13 protein-coding genes and 2 tRNA genes are annotated in these 12,127 nt (G+C 54.2%); 2 read left to right on the top strand and 13 right to left on the bottom strand.

Going from position 1 to position 12,127, the window contains the following annotated elements; translation table 11 throughout:
* From Q7K71_05325 to eno, 4 genes are all read right to left on the bottom strand, one after another.
* On the bottom strand, positions 1-178 hold a 178-nt coding region (locus Q7K71_05325), incomplete at its 3' end, for an ORF6N domain-containing protein (GenBank protein ID MDO8675522.1).
* Between the two features lie 135 nt (positions 179-313).
* Positions 314-565 carry a GIY-YIG nuclease family protein gene (locus Q7K71_05330; protein ID MDO8675523.1) on the bottom strand — a complete coding sequence of 84 codons (252 nt, stop codon included), beginning with the start codon at positions 563-565 and terminating at the stop codon, positions 314-316.
* Between the two features lie 470 nt (positions 566-1,035).
* Positions 1,036-1,332 (bottom strand): septum formation initiator family protein, encoded by a 297-nt coding sequence (locus tag Q7K71_05335; protein ID MDO8675524.1) that lies wholly within the window; start codon positions 1,330-1,332, stop codon positions 1,036-1,038.
* 3 nt (positions 1,333-1,335) lie between these two features.
* Entirely contained in the window at positions 1,336-2,607 is a 1,272-nt protein-coding gene (gene eno / locus Q7K71_05340; protein ID MDO8675525.1) for a phosphopyruvate hydratase, read from the bottom strand.
* Between the two features lie 118 nt (positions 2,608-2,725).
* On the opposite strand from eno, the gene Q7K71_05345 reads away from it, so the two are divergent.
* Together Q7K71_05345 and Q7K71_05350 are read left to right on the top strand one after the other, a co-directional pair.
* On the top strand, positions 2,726-4,417 hold the full coding sequence (locus tag Q7K71_05345) for an AAA family ATPase (protein MDO8675526.1): 1,692 nt from the start codon (positions 2,726-2,728) through the stop codon (positions 4,415-4,417).
* Between the two features lie 25 nt (positions 4,418-4,442).
* On the top strand, positions 4,443-5,393 hold the full coding sequence (locus tag Q7K71_05350; GenBank protein MDO8675527.1) for a hypothetical protein: 951 nt from the start codon (positions 4,443-4,445) through the stop codon (positions 5,391-5,393).
* Here the strand turns inward: Q7K71_05350 and purN are convergent.
* From purN to Q7K71_05395, 9 genes are all read right to left on the bottom strand, one after another.
* Entirely contained in the window at positions 5,386-5,964 is a 579-nt protein-coding gene (gene purN / locus Q7K71_05355; protein ID MDO8675528.1) for a phosphoribosylglycinamide formyltransferase, read from the bottom strand. The two genes, Q7K71_05350 and purN, sit on opposite strands and share 8 nt — an antisense overlap.
* The gene (locus Q7K71_05360) at positions 5,965-7,218 is read right to left on the bottom strand and encodes an MFS transporter (GenBank protein ID MDO8675529.1); all 1,254 of its coding nucleotides are present in this window, start codon (positions 7,216-7,218) and stop codon (positions 5,965-5,967) included. It abuts the gene before it with no gap.
* Positions 7,196-8,698 carry a glycosyltransferase family 39 protein gene (locus Q7K71_05365; protein MDO8675530.1) on the bottom strand — a complete coding sequence of 501 codons (1,503 nt, stop codon included), beginning with the start codon at positions 8,696-8,698 and terminating at the stop codon, positions 7,196-7,198. The genes Q7K71_05360 and Q7K71_05365 overlap by 23 nt, the downstream gene beginning before the upstream one ends.
* Positions 8,699-8,709: 11 nt before the next feature.
* Positions 8,710-8,785: transfer RNA gene (locus tag Q7K71_05370), tRNA-Thr, on the bottom strand.
* Between the two features lie 69 nt (positions 8,786-8,854).
* Positions 8,855-8,927, bottom strand: a tRNA-Phe gene (locus tag Q7K71_05375).
* 52 nt (positions 8,928-8,979) lie between these two features.
* Positions 8,980-10,242, bottom strand: a complete 1,263-nt coding sequence (hflX, locus tag Q7K71_05380; protein ID MDO8675531.1) for a GTPase HflX — start codon at positions 10,240-10,242, stop codon at positions 8,980-8,982.
* A gap of 23 nt (positions 10,243-10,265) precedes the next feature.
* Entirely contained in the window at positions 10,266-11,186 is a 921-nt protein-coding gene (miaA, locus tag Q7K71_05385) for a tRNA (adenosine(37)-N6)-dimethylallyltransferase MiaA (GenBank protein MDO8675532.1), read from the bottom strand.
* 3 nt (positions 11,187-11,189) lie between these two features.
* Positions 11,190-11,948 carry an SPOR domain-containing protein gene (locus Q7K71_05390; GenBank protein MDO8675533.1) on the bottom strand — a complete coding sequence of 253 codons (759 nt, stop codon included), beginning with the start codon at positions 11,946-11,948 and terminating at the stop codon, positions 11,190-11,192.
* 4 nt (positions 11,949-11,952) lie between these two features.
* The gene (locus tag Q7K71_05395; protein MDO8675534.1) at positions 11,953-12,114 is read right to left on the bottom strand and encodes a PLP-dependent transferase; all 162 of its coding nucleotides are present in this window, start codon (positions 12,112-12,114) and stop codon (positions 11,953-11,955) included.
* Positions 12,115-12,127: the final 13 nt, after the last annotated feature.

Raw genomic sequence — 12,127 nt, forward strand, 5'->3', positions numbered from 1 at the left:
GAAATCTCTCAATATTCCTGCGCACTTGACGAGTTAATTGTTTTGTCAGCACCCCATAAAGTTCCGCCAAATCACTATCGAACATCACCTTGTGTCCACGGATCAAGAAAATCTTATTATGAATAATTTCTACCGGCACGATACTTACTGATTTCTGGACAACTTGCTTTTTGGACATGGAATACCCCCTAGTTAAAAAAATTTGGAAGGAAAATTAACTCGACCTCTCTGCTAGGGGAATTTTTACTGCTGTACTGCCGATCGGGGAGATCGGAGGAACTTATCTGATTCGCGTTACTGTATCAGTTTGATCTTAGTAAGTCAAGTCGCCCTTAATGAGGACTAACTTTTCGTGGCGAGTCCAACTCTGAACCTGCTTCTCGCGTTTCAAAGCAGAGGATTTGGTGAGGTGTTCTTCGGTATAAAGCAGGCCTTTGAACCTGAATGATCGGGTGAATCGGCCACCCTTGCCGTCCTTGTGCTCCTGCATGCGACGGGGAATATCGTTTGTTGTGCCGGTATAAAGACGGCGATCTTTTGTTTCAAGAATATAAACATACCACATACGTGAATTATACCATAGTCATGCTACAGGGGCAGGATTTCACTCGGGCCTTCAGGAAATCCGGGGCAGGATTTGGCGCTCCGGCTTCGCCGGAGTCGGCCCCCCGCCCTATAAACTGCTCCTCTTCGTCGCAGTTTATAAACAGGGCTCCTTCAAATCCTGCTTCTCTGTAACAATAAAAAAGCAGCCCCAAAAGGGACTGCTTTTTTATTGGTTGCGGGGGCAGGATTTGAACCTACGACCTCAAGGTTATGCGTACCAGCTACGGCTTTCGCCGCTTGCGTCATCGACGCAATTTGTGGTCTGGACTATCCCTTCACCCTTTCGGGTGCCTGCCATCTAGTCTCTACACCTTCCAGGACTTTCGCCCTAGCTTGGCTCGGGATTACCTTATCAGGCTTCCCCGAATTTGACAGGTGATCTGCCGGTTGATTTCTCAACCGGTCGCCCATTTGACTGAGCCTTGCGAGCTACCGGGCTGCTCCACCCCGCGAAGTATTTGTGGCCTCCGGTATGGCCGTGTAAACCGTTTCTCCCTGACGTATCAGCCCCATCTTTGCGCGGCCGACCTTCTCCAGATACGCCGGGTCTGTTTCCAATAAATGTTTCTCTTGTTGCAACTGCGCGTTGCGCTTATGCAGGTCCGCGATCTGCTGGACATACGCGCGGTTCTTCTGCTTCAAATCCTGCATCTTGGCGTAGGACGGCAAAAACACCGCCAGGACCACAACCGTAAGAACAAAAAGCCAAATGGCGTTCTTAAGCATTACCTAATATATCTTACCCCAAAAATTGCCCGCATACACGGCTTTTTTTCCAAGCCCCTCTTCAATGCGCAGCAATTCATTATATTTCGCCAAACGGTCGGTGCGCGACAGCGACCCGGTCTTGATCTGACCAACGCCCGTGGCCACGGCCAGATGGGCGATGGTGGTGTCCTCGGTCTCGCCGGAACGGTGCGACATGATGGACGTATATTTGTTCTTCTTGGCCAGATGGATGGTGTCCAATGTCTCGGACAAAGAGCCGATCTGGTTGACCTTGATCAAAATGGAATTGGCCACGCGGCGGCGGATCCCTTCCTTCAAAAGTTGGACATTGGTCACGAAAATGTCGTCGCCGACGAGTTGCGTCTTTGGACCCAGACGCCGGGTCAACGCCTCCCATCCGTCCCAGTCATTTTCATCAAGCCCGTCTTCAATGGACACCACCGGATATTTGGCGACCATGCGGGCATAGGCCTCGATCATGTCGTTGGACGAGATCTGACTGCCGTTATAATCATATTTGCCGTTCTCATGGAACGACGAGGCCGCCGGATCCAGCGCGATAAAAACATCCTTGCCCGGCTTATACCCGGCTTTCTCAATGGCCTGGATGATGACGTCCAAGCCCTCCTCATTACTGCCGAGGTTGGGGGCGAAACCGCCTTCATCCCCGACGGATGTTGCCAAACCACGGTCATGCAAAATGCCTTTGAGCGTATGGAAAACCTCGCAGGCCGTCTGCATGGCCCTGGAAAACGTCGGCGCACCGATGGGCATGATCATGAATTCCTGCACATCCAGATTATTGTCCGCGTGCATCCCGCCGTTGATGATGTTCATCAAAGGCACGGGCAAAATGTTCGCCTTGGCCCCGCCGATATAACGGTATAAGGGAATGCCTTTTTCGTTAGCAGCAGCTTTAGCGACAGCTAACGACACGCCTAAGATCGCGTTGGCCCCTAACTTGCCCTTGTTCTCTGTACCGTCCAGACCGATGACTAATTTATCAATGGCTTTGAAATCCGAATCCTTGCCTTTAACGGCCCTGGCAATGACGGTATTGACATTGTTGACCGCCTTGAGGACCCCTTTGCCTTTATAACGGCTTTTATCGCCATCGCGCAATTCAATGGCCTCATGCTCGCCTGTGGACGCGCCCGAAGGCACCCCCGCGCGGCCCAAAACGCCGGACGACAGCACCACATCCACTTCCACCGTGGGGTTGCCGCGGGAATCAATGATCTCACGCGCTTTGACAGATCTGATCTTTGACATTTTTTCTCTGATGACTAAAAGTCCGTCCAAAATAACATAGTTTGCTTTTATAGTCAAGAATAACAATGCCTCCGCGGGCTTTGACTTACCGTCTGGAATATGATATTCTGGCTTTAATATGTTACGCAAGTTCTTGATCTTCATGCAGCTGTACTGGATCCGGTTGGTCATCATCGGCATCGCGCTGACGATGATCCTCTGGATGCTCCAATTCATGTTCGTTTCCAACGCCAATTACGACCAGCTGGAGTCGTTCTCCCGCCGCAATATTTCCGCCCAAATGGGGCAAAGCCTCATCATGTTCATCTTTGTCACCCTGATCCAGGTGCCCCTGTCCTTCGGGTTTTACTACTGGCTCATGTCCGGGGGCGCCGCGGGAAAAATGGGGTCGCTGGACTTGAACAAGGTCAAGGTCAACGTCAAAATGGCCGACGTCATCGGCATGGACGAACCCAAACGCGAAGCGTGGGAATTGGTCAAACTGCTCAAAGACCGCGTCATGGTCAAAAAGATCGGCGGCAAGATCGTCAAAGGGACCATCATGTTCGGTCCCCCGGGCTGCGGCAAGACCTATTTGGCCAAGGCCATCGCGACCGAAGCGGGCCTGCCTTTCCTGTCGGCGGTGGGCAGTGAATTCGTCGGCATGTTCGTGGGCCAGGGCGCCGCGCGCATGAAATCGCTCTTCAAACAGGCCCGTACCCTGGCGAACATGGAAGGCGGCTGTATCATTTTCATTGACGAGATCGACTCGTTCGCCCGTCCGCGCATGCAGGACACCGGCTGGGGCGGGGTCACCTCGCACAACGCGACCATCAACCAATTTTTGACCGAACTCGACGGCCTGCGCAAAACCGAAAACAATATCGTGGCCATCGCCGCCACCAACGTCGAGGAAACCGATCTGGACGAGGCGGTCCTGCGCGCGGGACGTTTTGAACGCAAAATTTACGTCAACAAACCCAATCTCAAGGAACGCAAAGAAATTTTTGAATTTTACCTCAAACGCGTGGACGTGGCCCCGGGCGAAGAGGTGGACACCGACCTTCTGGCCAGAAAGACCCTGTGGTTCTCCCCGGCGGACATCGACTACATGATCCGTGAAGCCGGTCTGTTGTCCCTGCGTGAAAAACGCGACAAGATCATCATGAAAGACCTCAACGAGGCCTACGACCGCGTGTCCTTCGGCACCAAATCCAATATCGTCCTGACCGAAAAAGAAAGGATATGGACCGCTTATCACGAGGCGGGACATGCCGTCATTGCCTATTTGAAACACCCGGCCAACGACGTCATCAAAGCGACCATCGTCCCCCACCGCGGGGCTTTGGGTTTTGTCTCTCAACGGCCCACTGAAGAACTGCATTCCACCAACCGCGAGCATTTGCTGGCCAACATCAAGGTGTCCCTGGGTTCCTATGCAGCGGAAATGATCAAGTTCGGCACCACCACCTCGGGTGTCGGCGGCGGGCCGGGCAGTGATTTTTACAACGCCATGCAGATCGCCCACAGCATGGTGTGGCGCTACGGCATGGGCAAAAGCGGGCTCATCGGCGACTTCCACGCTTTGGCCGGACGCAACGGCGAAAGTTTTGTCATCTCGGAAAAAACAAAAGAAACGCTGGATGCCGACGTGCAGGACATTTTGCAGTCCTGCCTCAAAGAAGCCACCCAGATCCTCAACGAAAAACGGGAATTGCTGGACGCATTCGCCCAGGAATTGATCAATAAAAGCGAATTGGAATATGACGATATCGAGACCATTTTCCAGAAATTCGGCCTTCAGCCCGCTTCCCGCCCGGCGGCCGCGTAAGATGCGCTGTGTTCTTCTCTTCCCCTTGCTGTGTTTATTCCTGGGCTGCACGCCCCACGCCAAAGAAATACCCCTGACGGTCACGCAAGCGCAAAAAAAACTTGAAGACAAATGCCGGGAAGAATTTGATCTGCATATCATCACCCGGAAGACAGGCAATACGTTCTGGATCTACCTCCCGCTCAATGAGCCCATTTTTGATTACGAGTCCAAAAAAGAAAATTCTTTGGGCGACGAACGCAAGACGCCCAAATTCTCCCTGCAGTACGCGGACGTCCATTTCAAAGAAGGACAATTCATCCTGGAATACGATGTGGTCACGCTCAAAAGATCCCAGCAGGAGGATTACGGATTCAGCAGCGCCTACACGGACAGTTACGTCAAAAAACAGAACAATCTTTTTACCGCCGTCTCCGATGTGTTCTTTAACGCCAGGGCCGCTGACGGCGAAAAACTCCCGGAATTCTTCATCATGGTGATCACGGACATCAAAAAAGGCATTGAGACCCGCGGCACTTTTTACCTGGAAGATTTCCAACGTTACATGACGGGCGATCTGCCCTACGATGAATACATGAAACGGTTTTTGGCGGACACCAAGGGCGGGCAAAGCATGATCGGCGACGAGACCGGCACGCACCTGGATTACAAGCCGGTCGTGATGCCGGATTTTTTAAGCAAGCAGATGGTCAACCGCATCCGGTTCAAATTCCAGCGCAGTGATTTCGCGCCGGCGGATGATTATGACAAGACCGTTGCCGCCATTGCCGCGGACACGGTCCGTTATTACGATTTTAAAGATTTTAACGGCATCCTTTTGAATAATTTAAGGCAGGACAAAAAGATCCACTACAACAGGGCGGACCTGGCGGCTTTTGGCGACGACGCGCCCGCGGCCGGGAAGCGCCCCAAGGGCAAGCTCATCCACATCCGTTTTGACAACGGCGAAGCCCATTTCGACGAAGAGCCTAAGTGAGTTTTAATTTGCCGCGGGCAAAGAGGTCAATGGCCTTGGGGTAGATCCTGTGTTCAACGCGGTGGATCTTGCGCGCCAAAGAGGCCTCGGTGTCTTTGGAGCTGACAGCCACCGCTTCCTGCAGGATGATGGCGCCCGCGTCCATTGCCTCGACGACAAAATGGACGGTCGCGCCGGTGACTTTGACACCGTACTGGAAAGCGTCGCGGATGCCATGGGTGCCTTTAAAAGCGGGCAACAGCGCGGGATGGATGTTGAGGATCTTGTTCGGGTAACTGCGGGTGAAGTGACTGCTGAAAAGACGCATATACCCGGCCAGAACGATGAAATCCACGTGATGTTCTTTGAGGCACCGCATGACCGCGCGGTCAAAGGCCTCGCGGGTCGCGAATTCCTTCGGGTTTAAATACAGCGTCGGGACCTTCGCCTTGCGGGCGCGCACCAGCGCGTAAGCGTCCGCCCGGTCGCTGATGACCAATCGCAAAGCGGCGCGGATCTTTTTAGCGCGCAGTGCGCTGATGATGGCCTGCAAATTCCCCCCGTTGCCGGAAGCGAACACCGCGAAATTCATCTAATCATCCTTGTATGTGATCAAACCGATGATGCCGATGACTAAGAATATAGCACCAACAGCGGATAAAATCCACACGCGGCTGACATACTCGGCGGCGTAGGCGCTGGCGAGCATGGCCAGCAAAAACGCCGCGTGGATGACGAATTCCAGGGCGCTGAAGACCTTGCCGCTCATTTGCTCGCTGCACACCGTATGCACCACGGTGTTGGCGGCGATCACAGTCGGTCCGACGACAAAGCCCAGTCCAAACGCCAGGGCCGCGGCCAAAGCCCGGTTATGGGTCGTATGCGCCATGAGCGCGAAGAGCGCCACCATGAGCCCGCCGAAGACCATGGACCAGAACATGGCCTTCCATTTGGAAATCGCCCCTCCCCACTTGCTGTAGAGCATGCTGCCGAAAAAAAGCCCCGCGCCTAAAGGAACGGCCAAAAACCCAAGGTCACGGGTCACGCTGTGAAACGCCTGCTGGATAAAAACGATGAGGACGACATACACCGCGCCCGCGGCCGCGAAGAGCACTGACATCATCACAAAAATGAACCGGATCTTTTTTTGACCCCGGATATAGGCAATGCCTTCGTCAATTTCCGCCAGCACGGTCTTGTGCACACCCAGCATCTGGCGTCCGGCGGTCAGCATCTTGTGTGTATCAAAACCCGTCCGTAATTTTCTGACGGCCGGCATGGAAAAAACCAGGAGCCCGGAGAAGAAAAATGTCGCGGCATCCCAGAAGAAACCGCCCCGGGCGCCGTATTTCTCAACGATAATGCCGCCGAACAGCGCGCCGAAGACCAAAGCCGCCATGCCCGTGACCGTGACCAAAGAATTGGCGATGTGCAGGTCCCTTGTTTTGACCATTTGCGGGATAAAGGACATTTTCGCCGGTACATAAAAACGGCTGAACGCAAAGATCAAAAAAACGACGGCGTAGATGGGCAGGATCGAAGACAGGTTGATCAGGTAAAACGCGATGCCCAAAACCAGCAAGCCGCGGATGAAATCGCAGGCAAACAGCGTCCTGCGTCTGTCCCAGCGGTCCACATAGACACCGGCCACGGGACCGATGACAAAAACCGGGATGATGGTGAAGGCCAGGATCTTGGCCAGTTCGAACGGTGAATCAGGATGGCGGGCCGCGATCAGCCCGACGAGCGCCATCTGGTTGACGCGGTCGCCGAATTGCGAGACCAGCTGTGCCAGCCAGAAACGCAAAAACGGCCAATTGTCCCTATTTTTGAGAAAGGTCAGCATGTTTTAAAAGCGCCTGCGCGGCGCGGCGGTTATCGTTCAAAAAATCCTTGAAGGAACCGGGGTCTTTGATGTTGTCATACACGCCGATGCATTCCTTTACCAGACCCTGGTCGCACAAGGACTTGCCCAGGGCGATCTGATAACGGGGCTCAAAAGGGTCATAGGCAACGGCCGCGCGAAAATAGGCCTCGGCCTGTTTGAACCTCCCCGACGGCACATACGCGATGCCCGCGGAAAAATTCAAACGGGCATTGTACGGCTGCATGCGCAAGGACCGTTCGATCATGGCGATCTCGCTGGTGGCGTAAATGTTCTGTTCAACCGTGACACTCATCCAGAAAACGACGAGAGCGACCAGTAGGGATTGGAGCACGGCGGGTGTCAGTATCCTTTTCTCGATGATCAACCCATACAACTTCATCCCGCCCAGGGCCATGAGAATGAACGCCGGCACGGAAGCGGTGTACAGGAAATGTTCAGCCGTTGAGATACATCCGACACCGACACCGACGGTGGTCACGATCTGGGACACCGGCAGAAGTTCCAGGGCAAACCAGGCCAGACACATCCACGCCAAAGCGCTGATGTGTTTGCGTCCGATGAAAAGCCAGCAGACAGCTGTCAGTCCTACGAACATCGTGGTCATGGCCTGCGGCTGGGCAAAAGAAAGGAATACCGGCAAAGAACGGTCAAAATGCAGGTCCGTCGGAACAAAAAACAAGCGGATATGCGTGAGGACCGAACGCAAAAAAGTGATGAACCCTAAAATGTACTGGTCAGGACCATGCCATTGATAGAATTCCGTCATCCCGATGTTCTGGCGCAATAATAGATACGCCCCGACGATCACGGCATATGGCAGCAGCAGGGAAAAATCCTTTGCCTTACCGCGCGCGTAAACAAGATACAGGAAAAAGACCCCAGGCAGGACCGCGGCGTTTTCTTTGGACAAAAGTGCTGCGGCGAACGCGGCCAAAGAAACGACGAGCCACCCTGTCCGGCGCCGGGCATAGGCCGTGAGAAAAAACAAGAACGACGTGAACGAAAAAAACGCGCACAGCAAAACAGCCCGGCCTGAAATGTTAGCGACCGCCTCCCAGTGCACGGGATGAACGGCGAACATAAGCCCTGCCCAAAATCCCACGACGGGATTGCCCGTCAAACGGCTTGCCAGCATCCATACCAAAAACACGTTGGCGATATGGATGAGCAGATTGTCCAGATTGTAAAAGAACGGGTTGAGCCCGAACGCGTGGAACTCCCCCATGAACGTCAGATTTGCCAGCGGACGATAATACGAATGGTCCCTGAAATATCCCTGCGTGAACAGCTGTCCCGCGTTGGCGGCGTTGCGGATCAAAGGATTGGCGACGATGGACACCTGGTCGTCCATGGTCTTGAACCCCGCCGGAAGCATGAACGAATACGCCGTCAGCGGCAGGGCAAGCAACAGCAGGATGCGTAACGATAAACGGGGCATAGAAATCAAAATGGAGCTGGCGAGAGGGCTCGAACCCCCGACCTGCGCATTACGAATGCGCTGCTCTACCAACTGAGCTACGCCAGCATATTTAAATATTTTACAGTGCTAAACGGTAAGTGATAAGCAGAAAATGCTTTATCTGGAGAGAAAAAATGCCGAGACCCAGACTTGCACTGGGGACGCCAGGATTTTCAGTCCTGCGCTCTACTACCTGAGCTATCTCGGCAAAAGATCGTGACGAAAATGAACGCCCTATTCTACCCAAACCGCTTCAAATGTCAACCCTGCGGCGTGTTCCTCGCTTGCCGGGTGATGGCGCCGGCGGTTTTGGCGGGCAGGGCCGCTTTGAGGCGTATGCCTTTGGCCAAAAATTTGACATCATGCACCTGTCCCTGACTGTGCGCCAGATGGACCAGGTCCATGCGTTTGGGGTCCAGCAACACATCGATCTCAACCGTCCCCTCCGGCAGCATGGCTTCCACCATCAATAAAAGTTCGCCGATGCCCTCGCCTTTAAGGGCGGATATCCCGACCGCGTGCGGGGTCATTTTCTGAAATTCCTTCAGGCGGGAAATATCTTCCAGCTGATCGGTCTTGTTGAGGACCATGACGGTCGGCTTGTCCAGAAGCTTCAATTCTTCCAGCACCGCGTTGACGGCCTGATAAAGGTTACGGAAATTCGGATGACTGATATCCAGAACGTGCAAAAGCAGGTCGGCCTCGGCCACCTCTTCCAGTGTCGCTTTAAAGGCCTCGATGAGCCCGTGCGGCAAAGCGTGCATGAACCCGACCGTATCGGAAAAGACGACTTCCCTGTTATTGGGCAGAGGGGTCTTGCGGGAAAGGGAATCCAGCGTCGTGAAAAGACTGTCATGGGTGACCGCGCCTGCATGGGTCAGGGCGTTCATGAGCGTGCTTTTGCCGGCATTGGTATAGCCCACCAGCGCGACGTTGGGAACTTCATTATCTTTGCGTCTTTTGCGTTTGACCTGGCGGCCCTGGGTCACTTCTTTTAGATCGCGGTGCAATTTGGTGATGCGCTCTCCGATGCGCCGGCGGTCGGTTTCCAATTTTGTTTCTCCGGGACCGGATGTCCCGATGCCGCCGCCCGGACGGGACATTTCCTGCCCATGACCCGTCAATCGCGGCAAAAGATACTGCATCTGGGCAAGCTCCACCTGCATCTTGCCCTCCGGCGATCTCGCGCGCCGGGCAAAAATATCCAGGATCACCTGGGTGCGGTCAATGGTCTTGACCCCGAACTCATTTTCCAAATTGCGCTGCTGACTGCCTTTGAGTTCACAACCGACCACAACGCAGTCAACACCTCCGGCCGTGCATAAGGCCTTGATCTCTTCCACCTTGCCTTTGGTGAGCATATGGCTGGCTGTCGGCGGCATGGTCTTGCAAAACACCGTGTGCACAATCTCGCCGCCGCAGGAGGCGATGAGTTCCGCGATTTCCTTGGCGTCATCCTCGGGCGTCCACACCGCCCTGTGGCTCTGGATCACAACCGCTAATAAAATGCGTTCTTTGGTCATAGATAAATATAGGGACACAATACTTAATTCACACTAGCCAACGAATTAAGTATCGTGTCCCCATAATTCATGTCTTCTTCAATATTGATCCACTCAATGCGCCGGTCACGACGGAACCAGGTCAATTGACGTTTGACGTAATGGCGGGTGTTGAGCTTCATCAAATATTTGGCCCGTGCCAGGTCATGTTCGCCTTTCAAATACCCCGTCACCTCCGGAATGCCGATGATAGCGCGAGCCGTGTGGCTTAATGTCATGCCGGACAAGGCGCGAACCTCATCCACCAAACCGTGTTCAAACATCCGCTCCACGCGCGCTTCAACACGCTCGTACAATTCCTGGCGCGGACGGTTAAGGCCGAAGATGCGCAAGGGAACCTGTCCCCACAACCCGTGCCGTTCTTTTTGCACGTCGGAAAGCGGACGGCCGACGGTGAGCGTCACCTCAAGGCCGCGGACAATGCGTTTGGCGTCATTGGGATGGATCTTTGCCGCGGCCGCGGGATCAAGGGCCGCCAGGCGTCCATGCAAAACAGGCGTCCCTTGCTCGTTGATCTCTTCCTGCAAACGTTGGCGCAAATTCTCATCTTTGGCAGACGCCTCAAATATTCCGTCCAGCAAAAAAGTCACATACATGCCGCTGCCGCCACAGACAATGGGGGTCTTGCCGCGCCCCCGAATATCCGCAATGGCCGCCACCGCCAGTTGACGAAAAACAGCCGCGTTGAATTCTTCCGTGACAGAAACAATATCCAGCATGTGATGGGGAATTCTTTTGCGCATGTCCAGCGAGGGTTTATCACAGGCGATGTTGACCTCGCGGTAAACCTGCATGGCATCGCAGGAAACGATCTCCCCTCCCAAACGCTGCGCCGCTTCAAAAGCAGCGTCGGACTTGCCGACACCGCTGGGGCCGACAATAAAGACAATGGGGTGTTCGGGCATAATTTAAGGATAAATACGGGTGGGATATCCCAGTTTGGACAGTTGGACTTCCAGGGTCTGGGCCTCGCCGAGAGAGCCCGCCTGGCCGACGCGCACGCGGAAGAATTTGCGGCCTTCGGGGGACGTGGTCTCAACCATATAGGCGTACTGTCCGCTGGCTTTCAATTCATCGGCCAGCCGCAGCGCGCGGGACTGTTCCAAAAACGCGCCGACCTGGACGGTAAAATATTCTTTTTCTTCCAGCAATTGACGCGCGATGGGGGACTCCAAACTGGACGGGAACTGTTCAACGATCCTCGTGAGGTATTCCTTGGCCTTTTGCCACTGCATGAGTTTCAGGTTGGCGCGGGCGAGTTTCAAATAAACCAAACTTAATAATTGGGAATCGGGGCTTTTGCGCAGGAGCGCCTCCCCTTCCTTAAGGGCGTCCTTGTAAAACCCGGCCATGTAAAGCCCCTCGAGCATTCCGAGGGCGGCTTTATCATATATCTCTTTATTCAGCGCGGCTGCTTTGGCGATCCCAAAGGCCTTGCGCGCCTCGGCGTATTGGCCCAAACGTAATTGACTTAAACCCAGATAATACTGCGCCATGATCCTCTCCTGTGCTACGGCCGTGGACTTTAGGATCTCCTGTGACAGATCGCGCACCTGGGCATAATCCTTGTTCATGAGCGCGACCTCAACGTCGGGCAAAGCCGCGTCGCAGATGCCGCCCCAAAAAAGGCAAAGGACAAATGACAGGGAATAAAGAGAGGACTTCACGGGGTTAACCCTTCAAGGCCTGGTCAAGGTCGGCGATGAGATCTTCGGCGCCTTCAATGCCCAGCGAAACGCGCACGGTTTCCCTGGTGATGCCGGAGACCTTTAAGGCCGTCGGCCCCATGGACGAGTGGCTCATATACCACGGGGTCTCGATCAATGATTCCACCCCGCCCAATGAT

The organism is Candidatus Omnitrophota bacterium (genome assembly GCA_030650275.1).
Taxonomy (GTDB): domain Bacteria; phylum Omnitrophota; class Gorgyraeia; order Zapsychrales; family Fredricksoniimonadaceae; genus JACPXN01.